The organism is Pseudomonas sp. NFACC46-3 (genome assembly GCF_900114515.1).
In the GTDB taxonomy this organism is placed as follows: Bacteria; Pseudomonadota; Gammaproteobacteria; order Pseudomonadales; family Pseudomonadaceae; genus Aquipseudomonas; species Aquipseudomonas fluorescens_Q.
Window position 1 is genome coordinate 18,353 of the sequence record NZ_FOTH01000017.1, and the last position, 16,909, is coordinate 35,261.

The following is a 16,909-nucleotide window of genomic DNA, read 5'->3' on the forward strand; positions in this document are numbered from 1 at the left end:
GGCTGCGAAGCAGTCGTAAATGGTGTGTCTGATGCTCCGCATTTGGCGGGTTTTGGGGCTGCTTCGCAGCCCAGCGGGAGCAAGCTCCCTCGCCACAATGGTGTCCGGCTCACATTCCGGGTCAGTAACTGCTATCCGGCAAGCTGGCGATGATCGAGCGGTAGCTATTCATCCGTTGCTGATGCACGCGACCTTCTTCCAGCGCCTTGAGCAGCGCGCAACCAGGTTCGCGGTCGTGCTTGCAGTCGCGGAAGCGGCAGGTGCCGATCAGGTCATTGAATTCGATGAACCCGGCCTCGACATCGGCCCGGCTGACGTGGCCCAGGCCGAATTCACGTATGCCCGGCGAGTCGATCAATTCACCGCCGCCGGGGAAGTGGAACAACCGCGCGGTGGTGGTGGTGTGGGTGCCCTGGCCGGACAGCTCGGACAGCGGCCCGACGCGAGTCTCGACGTCTGGCAGCAGGCTGTTGACCAGCGATGACTTGCCCACGCCAGACTGGCCGACGAACACACTGATGCGCCCGTCCAGTTGTTGTTGCAATTGCTCCATGCCGTTGCCGTGATGGGCCGAGACTTCCAGCACCGGATAACCCAAATCCCGATAGACCGACAGCAGGGCGTTCAGCGCCGGGGCGTTGTGCTCGTCGATCAGGTCGAATTTGTTGAGCAGCAACAACGGGCGGATGCCGGCGTGTTCGGCGGCCACCAGATAACGGTCGATCAGGTTGGCGTGGGGCTCGGGCAAGGGCGCGAATACAATGACGATCATGTCGACGTTGGCCGCTACCGGCTTGAGCTGACCACGGCTGTCCGGACGGCACAGCTCGGTGTGGCGTGGCAATTGCGCCACGATCACACCGATGCCCTGGTTGCCGGCACGCCAGACGACTTGGTCGCCCGTGACCAGGGCCGGCAGGTTGGCGCGCAAGTGACAACGGAACACTTGGCCGGCCAGCTCGCCTTCCCGGGCCTCGACCTCGACCTGCACACCGAAGTGGGCGATCACCAGGCCGGTCTGTTCCGGGCCCAGGTCGCCACCTTCCAAGGCTTCGACAGCACTGGACTCGCGTTTGGCGGCGCGGGCGGCGCGCTCGCCCTGGATCTTTTCGATGCGCCAGTTCTGACGACGATTGAGTTGGCGTTTGGCCATGGGTGTTCCGTATGAAGAAATGCAGCGAATAGGGTAAAACGGCGGCGAGTTTAGCACGCCCAAGGGCCGGCCTAGGCTAAACTGCGTGGCTACGCCGAGGAGCTTCCCTATGCAAAACCCGCAGAACCTGATCTGGATCGACCTGGAAATGACCGGTCTGAACCCGGACACCGACGTCATCATCGAAATGGCCACCATCGTCACCGACAGCGACCTCAACACCCTGGCCGAAGGCCCGGTGATCGCGATCCACCACAGCGACGAGATCCTGGCCGGCATGGATGAATGGAACACCCGCCAGCACGGCGGCTCGGGCCTGACCCAGCGGGTACGCGAGAGCAAGATCAGCATGGCTGAGGCCGAAGCCCAGACCATCGCCTTCCTGGAGCAGTGGGTGCCCAAGGGCAAGTCGCCGATCTGCGGCAACAGCATCTGCCAGGACCGTCGCTTCCTTTATACCCACATGAAATCCCTGGAAAGCTATTTCCACTACCGCAACCTGGACGTCTCCACCCTCAAGGAACTGGCCGCCCGTTGGGCTCCAGAAGTGCGTGACAGCTTCCAGAAGGGCGGCAGCCACTTGGCCCTGGACGACATCCGCGAGTCCATCGCCGAGTTGCAGCATTACCGCAAGCATTTCATCAAGTTCTAACCGGCACCCGGCGACCGGCGAGATTGCTTTTGTGGCGAGGGAGCTTGCTCCCGCTGGCCTGCGCAGCAGGCCCCAACCGTCCTTCAGGTAGACCGCATTGTCCGGTTTGCGACTGCTGCGCAGCCGAGCGGGAGCAAGCTCCCTCGCCACAGGGATCGGTTTGGACCAGAGGCGGCATGTTTAGGTGGAAGTCGTTGCCTTGCCCTCTTTTGGTGCCTGCCCGAAATGGCTAGACTGCGCGCCTTCCTGCAAGGACCGCCACCATGTTGCTGATGCTTTATCTGATCGCCATCACCGCCGAAGCCATGACCGGCGCCTTGTCTGCCGGGCGCCGCGGCATGGACTGGTTCGGCGTGGTGCTGATCGCCTGTGTCACGGCGCTGGGTGGCGGTTCGGTGCGTGACGTGCTGCTCGGTCATTACCCGCTCACCTGGGTCAAACACCCGGAATACCTGGTGCTGACCACGGCGGCGGCGATGCTGACGGTGTTCCTGGCGCGCTGGATGCGCCACCTGCGTTCATTGTTCCTGGTGCTCGACGCCGCGGGGCTGGTGGCGTTCACCCTGATCGGCTGCATGACGGCCCTGGAAATGGGCCATGGCATGCTGGTGGCGTCGGTCAGCGGAGTGATCACTGGGGTGTTCGGCGGTATTTTGCGGGACATTTTCTGCAACGATATTCCGCTGATCTTCCGTCGCGAGCTCTATGCCAGCGTTTCATTTGCCGCGGCGTGGTGCTATCTGCTGTGCGTCTTCCTGCAACTGCCGAGTGAACAGGCGATCCTCATTACCTTGTTCGGTGGTTTCCTGCTGCGGCTCCTGGCGATTCGTTTTCACTGGGAAATGCCGAAGTTCGTCTACAACGACGAGGTTTGACGCTCGGCATGTTGCCGCAACGCCCACTCCACATGCTCGCGCACCAACTCCGACGGGTAGTCGCGTCGCGCCTGCAGCGCTTGCAGCACGGGAATCGTTGACGGCGCATTACCCAGGCCCACTGCCAGGTTGCGCAGCCAGCGCTCGTACCCGGCGCGGCGCAGCGGCGAGCCTTCGGTGCTGCTCAGGAACGTTGCCTCGTCCCACATGAACAACTCGGCCAGCCCGGCATTGTCCAGGTTGTGCCGCGGCTTGAAGTCGCTTTCCCCGGACGGCCGGGCGAAGCGGTTCCAGGGACAGACGATCTGGCAGTCATCGCAGCCGAACACCCGGTTGCCGATCAACGGCCGCAGTTCCTCGGGGATGGCGCTTTTCAGCTCGATGGTCAGGTAGGAAATGCAGCGGCGGGCATCGAGCACGTAGGGCCCGACGAAGGCATTCGTAGGGCAGATGTCCAGGCACGCGGTGCATTTCCCGCAATGTTCGCTGGCATGGGGCGGGTCCACCGGCAGCGGCAGGTCGACAAACAGCTCGCTCAGGAAGAAATAGCTTCCGGCCTTGCGGTTCAACACCAAGGTGTTTTTACCGATCCAGCCCAGGCCGGCCTGTTCGGCGATGGCTTTTTCCAGGACTGGAGCACTGTCGACGAAGGCGCGATAACCGAAGGGGCCGATCACCGCCTGAATTTTTTCTGCCAGTTGCTGCACACGTTTACGGATCAATTTGTGGTAATCGCGGCCCAATGCATAACGCGAGACGTAGGCTTTCTCCGGTTGGCCGAGCATCTGCGCCATGTGCGTGTCGCCCGGCAGGTAGTCCATGCGCAGGGAAACCACCCGTAGCGTACCCGGCACCAGTTCCTCGGGGTGCGAGCGTTTGCTGCCGTGGGCGCCCATGTAGTCCATTTCGCCGTGGTACCCGGCATCGAGCCAGCGTTGCAGGTGTTGCTCATGCTCGGCAAGGTCCAGGCCGCTGATGCCGACCTGCTGGAAGCCCAGCTCGCGGCCCCACTCCTTGATGGATTGGGCGAGGGCGGGGAGGTCTGTGGGAATGGCAGGCATGAGGCGAGAGAAACCAGAGCTGAGATGCGTATAATTCTGCCAGACATCGGAGCCCGAAGACGCATGCCGCACACTAAAGATGATTTTCCCGACGCGCTGTACAGCGCCGCGCAGGTCCGGGCCCTCGACGCACAACTGATCGCGGCCGGCACCGCCGGTTTCGAATTGATGCAACGCGCCGCCCGCGCCACCTGGCGAGCGATTGTCCGGCGCTGGCCTGATGCCCACGAGCTGACGGTGCTGGCCGGGCATGGCAACAACGCCGGCGATGGCTATCTGGTCGCGACCCTGGCCCGGCGCGCTGGCTGGTCGGTGCGGGTGCTGACGGTGGGCGAGCCCCGGCGCTTGCAGGGCGACGCCGCCAATGCCCACGCCGAAGCGGTGGCGGTGGGCGTGCCGATGGAGCCGTGGTCGGATGAGGCAGAGTTGCGCGGCGTGTTGCTGGATGCGCTGCTCGGGACGGGCTTGAGTGGCGAGGTGCGCGAGCCTTATGTGCGGGCTATCGATACGATCAACGTCAGCGGTCTGCCGGTCGCGGCGGTGGATATCCCCTCGGGCTTGTGCGCCGATACCGGCCGGGTGCTGGGCACGGCGGTGGTGGCCGATCTCACCGTGACCTTTATTGGCTTGAAGCTGGGCCTGTTTACCGGCGAAGCGGCGGACCGGGTCGGCGAACTGGTGTTCAACGACCTGCACGCCGATCCAGATATTGTTGACGCGGCACCGGCCAGTGCCCGATTGCTCTCACCCCATAATCTGCCACGTCTGACACCTCGTGCCGCCACGTCCCACAAAGGCAAGTTCGGTCACGTGCTGTTGATCGGTGGCGACCGGGGCTTTGGCGGCGCCATCCAGATGAGCGCCGAAAGCGCCCTGCGCTGCGGTGCGGGGATGGTTTCGATGGCGACCCGCAGCGAGCACGTATCCGCCGCGCTGACGCGTTTGCCGGAAGTGATGGTGCAAGGCACCCATTCGGCGAACCAATTGATGGGCTTGCTCCAGCAGGCCAGCGTGCTGGTGGTCGGGCCGGGCTTGGGCCAGGCCGCATGGGGGCGCAGCCTGTTGTCGGCGGCGGCCAATGCGCCGCTGCCGCAAGTATGGGATGCCGATGCGCTGAACCTGCTCTGCAGCGGCGATGTCCGCCTGCCTGAACAGTGCGTCATCACCCCGCACCCAGGCGAGGCGGCCCGATTGTTGGCGTTATCCACGGCCCAGGTGCAGGCCGACCGTCCAGCGGCAGCCCATGCATTGAGCCAGAAATACACCGCCACGGTTATCCTCAAGGGCGCTGGCAGCCTGATTGCCAGCCCGGACGGTCGCCTGGCGGTTTGCAGCCAGGGCCATCCGGCCATGGCCACAGCAGGCCTGGGGGATGTGCTGGCCGGAGTGGTCGGCGCCTTGCTGGCCCAGGGCATGGAGGGGTTCGAGGCCGCGTGCCTGGCGGTCTGGCTGCATGCCAATGCCGGTGCCCAGGCCGGTCGTTCGGGTCGGGGGGTGGCAGCCACCGATCTGATTCCGGCCATTCGTCAGTTGTTGGAGGAACATTCACCGTGTCTGAAGTAACCCTGTACGTGGCGGACGAACAAGCCATGACACAATTTGGTGCCCGCATCGCGCAGATCACCGCCGGTCACGGCCTGATTTTTCTCGAAGGCGACCTCGGCGCGGGGAAAACCACCCTGTCCCGTGGCATCATTCGCGGTCTTGGGCACGTCGGCTCCGTCAAGAGCCCTACGTTCACCCTGGTCGAGCCCTACGAGATCGGCGACATTCGCGCCTTCCATTTCGACCTGTATCGACTGGTGGATCCGGAGGAGCTGGAATTCCTCGGTATTCGCGATTATTTCGAAGATGACGCCTTGTGCCTGATCGAATGGCCCCAGAAGGGTGCAGGCTTTTTGCCAAAGCCCGACCTGACCATTACCATTGGCGCGCAGAACGGCGGGCGTTCGCTGAAACTGACGCCGCAAGGCTCGCGTGGCGAGTCGTGGTGTGCCGCTTTGGCATTGGAAAACTAATTGATGATGGGGTTTGGTATGCGCTTTCGCGCGGTGGTTGCTGTCGTAGGACTGTTGCTTACGGCACTGGCCGTCGATGCTGTGGCCGAGACAAAGGTCAACAGCGTTCGCCTCTGGCGGGCGCCGGACAACACACGGCTGGTGTTCGACCTGACGGGCCCGGTGCAGCACAGCGTATTCACCCTGACCGCCCCGGATCGCCTGGTGATTGACATCAACGGCGCGTCCCTGGGCGCGCCATTGAACGTGGCGACCGCCAACACGCCGATTACCGCGATGCGTTCGGCCCAGCGTACGCCGACCGACCTGCGGGTGGTCATCGACCTGAAAAAAGCCGTGACCCCGAAAAGCTTCACCCTGGCCCCGAATGCCCAATACGGCAACCGGCTGGTGGTGGACCTGTTCGACAACCCGGCCGATGCGGCGCCACCGCCGCCGCCGACCAATGTTGCCACGGTGCCAGCGGTGCCAGTGACCCCGACCGAACCTGCGCTCAAGCTGCCACCGGCCCCGGCTGGCAAGCGCGACATCATCGTGGTGATCGACGCCGGTCACGGCGGCGAAGACCCAGGCGCCTCAGGCTCGCGCGGGCAGCGGGAAAAAGACGTGGTGCTGTCCATCGCCCGCGAATTGCAACGCCAGGTCAACGGCATGAAAGGCTTCCGCGCCGAACTGACCCGTACCGGCGACTACTTCATTCCCTTGCGTGGGCGTACCGAGATCGCCCGCAAGAAAGGTGCCGACCTGTTCGTCTCCATCCACGCCGACGCCGCGCCTTCGGCGGCAGCGTTCGGGGCCTCGGTGTTTGCCCTGTCCGACCGCGGTGCCACGTCCGAGACTGCCCGTTGGCTGGCCGACAGCGAAAACCGTTCCGACCTGATCGGCGGTGCCGGCAACGTCAGCCTCGACGACAAGGACCGGATGCTCGCCGGTGTGTTGCTCGATTTGTCGATGACCGCCTCGCTGACCTCCAGCCTGAACGTCGGCCAGAAAGTCCTGAGCAACATCGGTCGGGTCACGCCGCTGCACAAGCAGCGCGTCGAGCAGGCTGGATTCATGGTGCTCAAGTCGCCGGACATCCCGTCGATCCTGGTGGAGACCGGGTTTATCTCCAACGCCAACGAAGCCTCCAAGCTGTCGTCCGCCAACCACCAGCAGGCGCTGGCCCGTTCCATCAGCAGCGGCGTGCGGCAGTTCTTCCAGCAGAACCCACCGCCAGGCACCTACATCGCCTGGTTGCGCGACTCGGGCAAGATTGCCCAAGGCCCGCGGGACCATCGGGTCAGCCCCGGCGAAACCCTGGCGATGATCGCCGTGCGCTATCAGGTGTCGCCCGCCACCTTGCGCAGTGCCAACAATCTCAAAAGCGACGAGCTCAAGATTGGTCAGACCCTGACCATTCCCGGCAACGAAGTGGCGGTCCAGCGATGAGTGACGAAGTGATCGGTAACCCTGCCCGCATCGAACTGCTCAGCCCCCGGCTGGCGAACCAGATCGCTGCTGGCGAAGTGGTCGAGCGTCCGGCGTCGGTCATCAAGGAGTTGCTGGAAAACAGCCTCGACTCCGGGGCCAGGCGCATCGATGTGGATGTCGAACAGGGCGGCGTCAAGCTGCTGCGGGTGCGCGATGACGGTGGCGGGATTTCCTCTGACGACCTGCCGCTGGCCCTGGCGCGGCATGCCACCAGCAAGATCCGCGACCTGGAGGATCTTGAGCGGGTCATGAGCCTGGGGTTTCGGGGCGAGGCGCTGGCATCCATCAGTTCGGTGTCGCGCCTGACCCTTACCTCCCGCACCCGCGATGCCGAGCAGGCCTGGCAGGTCGAGACCGAAGGCCGCGACATGGCGTCTCGCGTGCAGCCCGCGGCCCATCCGGTGGGCACTTCGGTGGAAGTGCGCGACTTGTTCTTCAACACCCCGGCCCGGCGCAAGTTCCTCAAGGCCGAGAAGACTGAATTCGATCATCTGCAAGAAGTCATCAAGCGTCTGGCCTTGGCGCGCTTTGATGTGGCGTTCCATTTGCGCCACAACGGCAAGACCATCCTCAGCCTGCACGAGGCCCACGATGATGCGGCACGCGCCCGACGTGTCGGCGCGGTGTGCGGCGCAGGTTTCCTGGAGCAGGCATTGCCCATCGAGGTGGAGCGCAATGGCTTGCGCCTGTGGGGGTGGGTCGGCTTGCCAACCTTTTCCCGCAGTCAGGCGGACTTGCAGTACTTCTACGTGAACGGCCGGGCGGTGCGCGACAAATTGGTGGCCCACGCGGTGCGCCAGGCGTATCGCGATGTGCTGTTCAATGGCCGGCATCCGACCTTCGTGCTGTTTTTCGAAGTCGATCCGGCCGTGGTCGACGTCAACGTACACCCGACCAAGCACGAAGTACGTTTCCGTGACGGGCGCATGGTCCACGATTTCCTCTACGGCACCTTGCACCGTGCGTTGGGCGATGTGCGCCCGGAAGATCAACTGGCGGCTCCGGCGGCGGTGGGCGGCATGGTCCGGCCAACGGGGTTGGAAGCTGGCGAATTCGGGCCTCAGGGCGAAATGCGCCTGGCGGCCAACGCACTGCTGGAGCAGCCCCAGCCTCAGCCGAGCTACAACACGGCCGGGAGCGGTACCGGCAGCGGCTATCGATACCAATACACTCCGCGTCCGCAATCCAGCGTGCCGACAGCCGAGGCCCAGGCGGCCTATCGCGAGTTCTTCAAACCCTTGCCGGAAGCTGGAGCGGCGGCGATGCCCGACGGCCAAGGCGATATCCCGCCGCTGGGCTATGCCCTGGCGCAACTCAAAGGCATTTATATCCTCTCGGAAAATGCCCAGGGCCTGGTCCTGGTGGACATGCACGCCGCCCATGAGCGGATCATGTACGAGCGGCTGAAAATCGCCATGGCCAGCGAAGGCCTGAGCGGCCAGCCACTGTTGGTGCCCGAGTCCCTGGCCGTCAGCCAGCGCGAAGCCGATTGCGCCGAAGAACATGTGGCCTGGTTCCAGCGCCTGGGCTTCGAATTGCAGCGTCTGGGGCCCGAAACCCTGGCGATCCGTCAGATCCCGGCGTTGTTGAAGCAGGCCGAGGCCAATCGCCTGGTCAGCGACGTACTGGCTGACTTGATGGAATACGGCACCAGCGACCGCATCCAGGCGCACCTGAACGAACTGCTCGGTACCATGGCCTGCCACGGCGCGATCCGCGCCAACCGGCGCCTGGCCCTGCCGGAAATGAACGGCCTGCTGCGGGACATGGAAAACACCGAGCGCAGCGGTCAATGCAACCATGGCCGGCCGACCTGGACCCAATTGGGCCTGGACGACCTGGACAAACTGTTCCTGCGCGGTCGTTGATGAGCCAGTTGCCACCCGCGATTTTCCTGATGGGGCCGACCGCCGCCGGCAAGACCGACCTGGCCATCGAGTTGACCAAAGTCCTGCCCTGCGAGTTGATCAGTGTCGATTCGGCCCTGGTCTACCGGGGCATGGACATCGGCACCGCCAAGCCGTCGAAGGAACTGCTGGCCGAGTTTCCCCATCGCCTGATCGACATCCTCGACCCGGCCGAGGCTTATTCGGCGGCTGATTTCCGTCGTGACGCGCTCCAGGCCATGGCCGAGATCACCTCGCGGGGCAAGATTCCGCTGCTGGTGGGTGGCACAATGCTGTATTACAAGGCCTTGGTCGATGGGTTGGCGGACATGCCGGCAGCCGATCCCGAGGTGCGCGCGCAGATTGAAGAAGAGGCCGCGCGCCTTGGCTGGCAAGCCCTGCACGAGCAATTGGCGGTCATCGACCCGGAATCGGCGGCGCGTATTCACCCCAATGACCCGCAGCGCCTCAGTCGGGCCCTGGAGGTTTATCGGGTCAGCGGCCAGAGCATGACGGCCCTGCGCCAGCGACAATCTGCGCAAAGTACTGAAGCAGCCGCTTCGGGACTGCAACAATTGCCCTATACTGTCGCGAATCTGGCCATCGCTCCGGCGAACCGGCAAGTGCTGCATCGGCGAATTGAACAAAGATTCACATTAATGTTGGAACAGGGGTTCATAGACGAGGTCGTAGCCCTGCGTGAGCGAAGTGACCTGCATGCCGGGTTGCCGTCTATACGTGCGGTAGGTTATCGACAAGTCTGGGATTACCTGGACGGCAAGCTGACGTCAGCCGAGATGCAGGAGCGTGGGATCATTGCCACGCGCCAATTGGCGAAACGCCAGTTCACCTGGCTGCGCAGCTGGACTGACTTGCATTGGCTCGACAGTCTCGATTGCGACAATCTGCCACGCGCCTTGAAATACCTCGGGACCATCTCCATATTGAGCTGAGTCCTTGCAATTGCCGTCTATCCTTGGGGGTGTGACGGCCCAAGCCATCTGATTCCGATTTTTATTATTGATCCTTAAAGGAGTGCGGCACATGTCAAAAGGGCATTCGCTACAAGACCCTTACTTGAACACTTTACGTAAAGAGAAAGTTGGGGTGTCCATCTATCTGGTCAACGGGATCAAACTGCAAGGCACGATCGAGTCTTTCGACCAGTTCGTCATCCTTCTGAAAAACACCGTCAGCCAAATGGTCTACAAACACGCGATCTCGACAGTCGTGCCAGTTCGTCCAATTCGTCTGCCTAGCGCAACCGAATCCGAAGGCGGTGACGCTGAACCGGGTAACGCCTGATAGGAGCCTCCTTTGTTCTTTGAGCGCCACGGTGGTGGTGAACGGGCCATTCTCGTTCACTTGGATGGACAGGACCCTGAGGCGCGCGAAGATCCGCAGGAGTTTCAGGAATTGGCACTTTCGGCCGGCGCCGAGACCGTCGCGTTTTTCAACGTGCCGCGTCATCGGCCAACCGCAAAGTTCCTGATCGGCAGTGGCAAGGTCGAGGAGTTGCGCGACCTGGTCAAGGCCGAACAGGTCGATCTGGTGATTTTCAATCACATCCTCACACCCAGTCAGGAACGTAACCTCGAACGTGTCTTCGAGTGTCGCGTGATCGACCGAACGGGGCTGATTCTCGATATTTTCGCCCAGCGCGCCCGCACCCATGAAGGCAAGCTCCAGGTCGAACTGGCCCAGCTTGAGCACATGAGTACGCGGCTGGTTCGCGGCTGGACTCACCTTGAGCGGCAGAAGGGCGGTATCGGCCTGCGCGGCCCGGGTGAAACCCAGTTGGAAACCGACCGGCGACTGCTTCGGGTTCGCTTGCGCCAGATCAAGGGGCGCCTGGAAAAGGTCCGCAGCCAGCGCGAGCAGTCGCGGCGCGGCCGCAAGCGCGCGGACATCCCGACGGTTTCACTGGTGGGTTATACCAACGCCGGCAAATCGACCCTGTTCAATAACGTCACCCAATCCGACGTCTATGCTGCTGACCAGTTGTTCGCCACGCTCGACCCGACCCTGCGTCGGCTCGACCTGGACGACCTCGGGCCGATCGTGCTGGCCGACACCGTGGGCTTCATCCGTCACCTGCCGCATAAACTGGTCGAGGCTTTCCGGGCTACGCTCGAAGAGTCGAGCAACTCCGACCTGCTGCTGCATGTGATCGATGCCGCCGAACCGGACCGGATGCTGCAGATCGAGCAGGTGATGGTGGTGCTGGGCGAGATCGGGGCTCAGGACTTGCCGATCCTGGAGGTATACAACAAACTCGATTTGCTCGAAGGCGTGGAGCCGCAGATCCAGCGCGATGCCGACGGCAAGCCGCAACGGGTCTGGCTGTCGGCCCGTGATGGCACCGGCCTGGACCTGCTCAAACAGGCAGTGGCCGAGCTGTTGGGCAACGATCTGTTTGTTGGCACCCTGAAGTTGCCGCAACGTTTCGCCCGGCTGCGAGCCCAGTTCTTTGAGCTGGGGGCCGTGCAAAAAGAAGAACACGACGACGAAGGCGTCTGCCTGCTGGCTGTTCGCCTGCCTCGGGCGGAGCTCAATCGGCTGGTCAGCCGCGAAGGGCTGCAACCGATGGAATTCATCGAGCAACACACTTTGCAATAAAAGCCTGAGAAAGCTGTGTCAGGCATTCTGTAGCATTGGTCGGCGCGCCGTGGGTGCGTCTTTGCTTTATCAGATGGAGAGCGCTATGGCTTGGAATGAGCCGGGTGGCAACTCGAATAATCAGGATCCTTGGGGTGGCAAGCGTCGTAACAACGGCGACCGCAAGGGGCCGCCGGATCTCGACGAGGCCTTCCGAAAGCTGCAGGAAAGCCTGAACGGTTTGTTCGGTGGTGGTAAAAAACGCGGTGACGATGGCGGCGGTCGTCCGGGCAAGGGCGGCGGTTTCGGCCTGCTCGGCATCGGTCTGGTCGTGCTGGCGGCTGTCTGGCTGTACAGCGCGGTCTATGTCGTGGACGAGCAGGAGCAGGCCGTGGTGCTGCGCTTCGGCAAGTACTACGAGACGGTTGGACCGGGCCTGAATATCTATTTCCCGCCGATCGACCAGAAGTATATGGAGAACGTCACGCGTGAGCGTGCGTACACCAAGCAGGGCCAGATGCTGACCGAAGACGAGAACATCGTCGAGGTGCCGCTGACCGTGCAATACAAGATTACCAACCTGCAGGACTTCGTACTGAACGTCGACCAGCCGGAAATCAGCCTGCAGCATGCGACCGAAAGTGCCTTGCGCCATGTGGTGGGTTCCACCGCCATGGACCAGGTGCTGACCGAAGGGCGTGAGTTGATGGCCAGCGAAATCAAGGAGCGCCTGCAGCGGTTCCTCGATACCTATCGCACCGGTATCACCGTCACCCAGGTCAACGTCCAGAGCGCGGCAGCCCCGCGTGAGGTCCAGGAAGCCTTCGACGACGTGATCCGTGCCCGTGAAGACGAGCAGCGTTCGCGCAACCAGGCCGAAACCTATGCCAACGGCGTCGTGCCGGAAGCTCGTGGTCAGGCTCAGCGCATCATCGAAGATGCCAACGGTTATCGCGATGAAGTGGTCTCCCGCGCCAAGGGTGAGGCTGATCGCTTCACCAAGCTGGTAGCCGAGTATCGCAAGGCCCCGGAAGTCACCCGTGAGCGTCTGTACCTGGACACCATGCAGGAAGTCTTCAGCAACACCAGCAAGGTCCTCGTGACCGGCAACAAGAACGGCCAGAGCAATCTGCTGTACTTGCCGCTGGACAAGATGGTCGAGAGCGGTCGCAACACCAGCGCACCGTCGACCGGCGCGGCAGCCACCAGCAATGAAAGCAACGCCCGTGCGGCGGATCTGCAGCAACAGCAAGCACGTACCAGGGAGAGTCGCTGATGAGCAATAAATCGCTGATCGCCCTTATTGTCGGTGTCGTCGTGGCGATCGCTGCCTGGAACTGCTTCTACATCGTGGCTCAGACCGAGCGTGCGGTGTTGCTGCAATTCGGTCGCGTGGTTCAGGCTGATGTCCAGCCAGGGCTGCATGTGAAAGTGCCGTACGTCAACAAGGTGCGCAAGTTCGACGCCCGCCTGATGACGCTGGATGCGCCGACGCAACGCTTCCTGACGTTGGAAAAGAAAGCCGTGATGGTGGATGCCTATGCCAAGTGGCGGGTGAAGGATGCCGAGCGCTTCTACACCGCGACCTCGGGCCTGAAGCAGATCGCCGACGAGCGTCTGTCCCGCCGTCTGGAATCGGGCCTGCGTGACCAGTTCGGTAAGCGCACGCTGCATGAAGTGGTGTCCGGTGAGCGTGATGCGCTCATGGCCGATATCACGCGTTCGCTGAACACGATGGCGGAAAAAGAGCTGGGTATCGAAGTGGTCGATGTCCGGGTCAAGGCCATCGACCTGCCGAAGGAAGTGAACCGCAGCGTGTTCGAGCGCATGAGCACCGAGCGTGAGCGTGAGGCTCGCGAGCACCGCGCCAAGGGTAACGAGCTGGCCGAAGGCATCCGTGCCGACGCCGATCGCCAACGCCGCGTACTGCTGGCCGAAGCCTATCGGGAATCGGAAGAGGTCCGTGGTGATGGTGATGCCCAGGCCGCTGCGATCTATTCCAAGGCCTATGGCCAGGATCAGGAGTTCTACGGTTTCTACCGTAGCCTGCGCGCTTACCGTGAAAGTTTTGCAAACAAATCCGACGTCATGGTCCTGGACCCAAGCAGTGACTTCTTCCGTTATCTGGAAAAGGCCAAGCCTTGATGCGACGTTGACCTGAGGCACTCCGCCCGGCGGCTAAAGCGTCGGGCGGGGTGATCCTTTGGGAAAACGTGTGTATGATGCGGCAGCCGGGAAATTCCCGGCTTTTTTGCGTCTGCACGTTTGATTGTGGTTTTGGTTGCAGGCGTCGGGTTGAACGACTCGACAGGTTTTTCGAGGAAAGTGCTGGGCGAGGCTGGAGTGCTGCTCATTTAAGGCGTTGGATAGAAACCGTGGCGAGGGAGCTTGCTCCCGCATGAGTGCGAAGCGCTCACAGCAATGGGGCCGCTTCGCAGCCCAGCGGGGCAAGCTCCCTCGCCACAATGATTCAATCGCTCGTAGGTGAACGGCATGACGCCATTCGTCACGGCGCTCATGCGCGTGTTTTGCGCGTGGGCCAAGTATTTTCTGCTTCACTCAAGGCTTGCCCGAGGGCTGGCCGCCCGGACCATAGGGGAATGGCGTAATGGCAACGGTAGACCGCTGGCTGCTGCCAGATGGCATCGAAGAAGTACTGCCACCGGAAGCTGCGCGAATTGAAGTAGCGCGTCGGCAGGTGTTGGATCTGTTCCAGAGCTGGGGTTACGAGTTCGTCGTTACCCCGCATATCGAGTACCTGGAATCCCTGCTCACCGGTGCGGGCCAGGACCTGGACCTGCGCACCTTCAAGGTTATCGACCCGCAGTCGGGCCGGCAGATGGGCTTTCGTGCCGACATCACGCCGCAAGTGGCGCGCATCGACGCCCACACCCTGCGCCGTGAAGGTCCGAGCCGCCTGTGCTACGCCGGCAGTGTGCTGCATGCCCAGCCGCGTGCCTTGTCGTCTTCGCGCAGCCCGATCCAGCTGGGCGCCGAGTTGTATGGCGACGCCAGCCCGAGCAGCGACGTAGAAGTCATCAGCCTGATGTTGGCCATGCTGCAACTGGCTGACGTGCCAGATGTCCACATGGACCTGGGCCATGTCGGCATCTATCGCGGCCTGGCCCGTGCGGCCGGTTTGTCCGGCGAAGTGGAGCAGCAGCTGTTCGATGCCCTGCAACGCAAGGCCATCGACGAAGTCATCAGCCTGACCGAGGGCCTGCCGGCCGATCTGTCGGATATGCTGCGGGCGCTGGTGGGCCTGTGCGGCGGACGTGAGGTATTGGCCGCTGCCCGTGAACGCCTGGCTCACGCGCCGGCGCCTGTGTTGGCGGCGCTGGACGACTTGCTGGCGATTGCCGAGCGTCTGTCGGTGCGTTTCCCCGAGTTGCCGCTGTATTTCGACCTGGGTGAGTTGCGCGGTTATCACTACCACACGGGTGTCGTCTTTGCCGTGTTCGTCCCGGGCGTGGGCCAGTCCATCGCCCAGGGCGGCCGTTATGACGACATCGGTGCCGACTTTGGTCGTGCTCGTCCGGCGACCGGTTTCTCTACCGATTTGAAAACCCTGGTGACCCTGGGGCGTGCTGAAGTCGAGCTACCGTCTGGCGGTATCTGGATGCCTGACAGTACGGATGCGGCACTCTGGCAAGCGGTCTGCCAGCTGCGCAGTGAGGGTCAGCGTGTCGTCCAGGCTTTGCCTGGGCAACCTTTGGCCGCCGCCCGTGAAGCGGACTGCGACCGGCAATTGATTCAGCAGAACGGGCTTTGGCAAGTATTGCCGCTGGCTTCTTGAGTTTTCCTGCCGGCTGCGGCCGGCACCAAGTTTGCGCGAATGAGGACAAGTGTTATGGGTAAGAATGTCGTAGTCCTGGGCACCCAGTGGGGTGATGAGGGCAAAGGCAAGATCGTTGATCTGCTGACCGAACATGCTGCCGCCGTAGTGCGCTACCAGGGTGGCCACAACGCAGGTCACACCTTGGTGATCGACGGTGAAAAAACCGTCCTGCACCTGATTCCGTCGGGCGTGCTGCGCGAAGGCGTACAGTGCCTGATCGGCAACGGTGTGGTGGTGGCTCCCGACGCCTTGCTGCGGGAAATCATCAAGCTGGAGGAAAAAGGCGTACCGGTGCGCGAGCGCCTGCGTATCAGCCCGTCCTGCCCGTTGATCCTGTCCTATCACGTCGCGCTGGACCAGGCTCGTGAAAAGGCCCGTGGCGAGCTGAAGATCGGCACCACCGGTCGCGGTATCGGCCCGGCCTACGAAGATAAAGTAGCCCGTCGAGGCCTGCGCATCGGTGATCTGTTCCACCGTGAGCGTTTCGCCGCCAAGCTGGGCGAGTTGCTGGACTACCACAACTTTGTCCTGGTCAATTACTACAAAGAGCCGGCCATCGACTTCCAGAAAACCCTGGACGAGTGCATGGAGTACGCCGAGCTGCTCAAGCCGATGATGCTCGACGTCACTGCCGAGCTGCACGAGCTGCGTCGCGCTGGCAAGGACATCATGTTCGAAGGTGCCCAGGGTTCGCTGCTGGACATCGACCACGGTACCTACCCGTACGTCACCAGCTCCAACACCACCGCCGGCGGCATCGCCACGGGGTCGGGTTTCGGTCCGATGTACCTGGACTACATCCTGGGTATCACCAAGGCCTACACCACACGCGTGGGTTCGGGGCCGTTCCCGACTGAGCTGTTCGACGATGTCGGCGCCTTCCTGGCCAAGCGTGGCCACGAATTCGGCGCTACCACCGGCCGTGCCCGTCGTTGCGGTTGGTTCGATGCCGTCATCCTGCGTCGCGCCATCGACGTCAACAGCATCTCGGGCCTGTGCCTGACCAAGTTGGACGTGCTGGACGGCTTGGAAACCATCAACATCTGCGTGGGCTACAAGAACCAGGACGGCGCCGTCATCGACGCACCGACCGACGCCGACAGCTACATCGGCCTGGAGCCGGTGTACGAGCAGATGCCAGGCTGGACCGAATCGACCGTGGGCGCCAAGACCCTGGAAGAGCTGCCAGTGGCGGCCCGCAACTACATCAAGCGTGTCGAAGAGTTGGTCGGTGCGCCGATCGACATTATTTCGACGGGGCCGGACCGCAACGAAACCATCGTTCTGCGTCACCCATTTGCCTGATAAGTCGTTGATGTAAAAAACAAAGGCCCCTCGTTTGGGGCCTTTGTCGT

15 protein-coding genes are annotated in these 16,909 nt (G+C 62.6%); 13 read left to right on the forward strand and 2 right to left on the reverse strand.

All coding sequences use genetic code 11. The features are described 5' to 3' along the window. Positions 1–121: 121 nt before the first annotated feature. Positions 122–1,153 (reverse strand): small ribosomal subunit biogenesis GTPase RsgA, encoded by a 1,032-nt coding sequence (rsgA, locus tag BM300_RS17510; protein ID WP_072340125.1) that lies wholly within the window; start codon positions 1,151–1,153, stop codon positions 122–124. Positions 1,154–1,262: 109 nt separating this feature from the next. Here rsgA and orn point away from each other — a divergent pair, with 109 nt between their 5' ends. Then, the gene (gene orn / locus BM300_RS17515; RefSeq protein ID WP_024780809.1) at positions 1,263–1,805 is read left to right on the forward strand and encodes an oligoribonuclease; all 543 of its coding nucleotides are present in this window, start codon (positions 1,263–1,265) and stop codon (positions 1,803–1,805) included. A 263-nt stretch (positions 1,806–2,068) separates the two neighbouring features. Continuing rightward, on the forward strand, positions 2,069–2,680 hold the full coding sequence (locus tag BM300_RS17520) for a trimeric intracellular cation channel family protein (RefSeq protein ID WP_057448254.1): 612 nt from the start codon (positions 2,069–2,071) through the stop codon (positions 2,678–2,680). Here the strand turns inward: BM300_RS17520 and queG are convergent. Then, positions 2,662–3,741 (reverse strand): tRNA epoxyqueuosine(34) reductase QueG, encoded by a 1,080-nt coding sequence (queG, locus tag BM300_RS17525; protein WP_092150882.1) that lies wholly within the window; start codon positions 3,739–3,741, stop codon positions 2,662–2,664. The two genes, BM300_RS17520 and queG, sit on opposite strands and share 19 nt — an antisense overlap. A gap of 63 nt (positions 3,742–3,804) precedes the next feature. On the opposite strand from queG, the gene BM300_RS17530 reads away from it, so the two are divergent. From BM300_RS17530 to BM300_RS17580, 11 genes are all read left to right on the forward strand, one after another. After that, positions 3,805–5,304, forward strand: a complete 1,500-nt coding sequence (locus tag BM300_RS17530; protein ID WP_092150885.1) for an NAD(P)H-hydrate dehydratase — start codon at positions 3,805–3,807, stop codon at positions 5,302–5,304. Next, complete coding sequence (gene tsaE, locus BM300_RS17535) at positions 5,292–5,759, forward strand: tRNA (adenosine(37)-N6)-threonylcarbamoyltransferase complex ATPase subunit type 1 TsaE (RefSeq protein ID WP_003197219.1); 468 nt, start codon at positions 5,292–5,294, stop codon at positions 5,757–5,759. The genes BM300_RS17530 and tsaE overlap by 13 nt, the downstream gene beginning before the upstream one ends. A 3-nt stretch (positions 5,760–5,762) precedes the next feature. Beyond that, positions 5,763–7,190, forward strand: a complete 1,428-nt coding sequence (locus BM300_RS17540) for an N-acetylmuramoyl-L-alanine amidase (RefSeq protein WP_092150888.1) — start codon at positions 5,763–5,765, stop codon at positions 7,188–7,190. Continuing rightward, positions 7,187–9,100 carry a DNA mismatch repair endonuclease MutL gene (mutL, locus tag BM300_RS17545; RefSeq protein WP_092463410.1) on the forward strand — a complete coding sequence of 638 codons (1,914 nt, stop codon included), beginning with the start codon at positions 7,187–7,189 and terminating at the stop codon, positions 9,098–9,100. The genes BM300_RS17540 and mutL overlap by 4 nt, the downstream gene beginning before the upstream one ends. Continuing rightward, positions 9,100–10,071, forward strand: coding sequence for a tRNA (adenosine(37)-N6)-dimethylallyltransferase MiaA (gene miaA / locus BM300_RS17550; protein ID WP_063323184.1), 972 nt, complete (start codon positions 9,100–9,102; stop codon positions 10,069–10,071). The genes mutL and miaA overlap by 1 nt, the downstream gene beginning before the upstream one ends. Before the next feature lie 91 nt (positions 10,072–10,162). Then, positions 10,163–10,423 (forward strand): RNA chaperone Hfq, encoded by a 261-nt coding sequence (gene hfq, locus BM300_RS17555; RefSeq protein WP_003186419.1) that lies wholly within the window; start codon positions 10,163–10,165, stop codon positions 10,421–10,423. Between the two features lie 12 nt (positions 10,424–10,435). Beyond that, complete coding sequence (hflX, locus tag BM300_RS17560) at positions 10,436–11,737, forward strand: ribosome rescue GTPase HflX (RefSeq protein ID WP_003197227.1); 1,302 nt, start codon at positions 10,436–10,438, stop codon at positions 11,735–11,737. An 85-nt stretch (positions 11,738–11,822) separates the two neighbouring features. Continuing rightward, positions 11,823–12,992 carry an FtsH protease activity modulator HflK gene (hflK, locus tag BM300_RS17565; RefSeq protein ID WP_092222426.1) on the forward strand — a complete coding sequence of 390 codons (1,170 nt, stop codon included), beginning with the start codon at positions 11,823–11,825 and terminating at the stop codon, positions 12,990–12,992. Continuing rightward, a complete protein-coding gene (gene hflC / locus BM300_RS17570; RefSeq protein WP_063323182.1) occupies positions 12,992–13,861 on the forward strand; it encodes a protease modulator HflC in 870 nt (289 codons plus the stop codon). The genes hflK and hflC overlap by 1 nt, the downstream gene beginning before the upstream one ends. A 463-nt stretch (positions 13,862–14,324) precedes the next feature. Next, positions 14,325–15,512 (forward strand): ATP phosphoribosyltransferase regulatory subunit, encoded by a 1,188-nt coding sequence (locus BM300_RS17575; RefSeq protein WP_003197238.1) that lies wholly within the window; start codon positions 14,325–14,327, stop codon positions 15,510–15,512. 54 nt (positions 15,513–15,566) lie between these two features. Next, positions 15,567–16,859 (forward strand): adenylosuccinate synthase, encoded by a 1,293-nt coding sequence (locus BM300_RS17580; RefSeq protein WP_003186407.1) that lies wholly within the window; start codon positions 15,567–15,569, stop codon positions 16,857–16,859. The last annotated feature ends 50 nt before the right edge of the window (positions 16,860–16,909 follow it).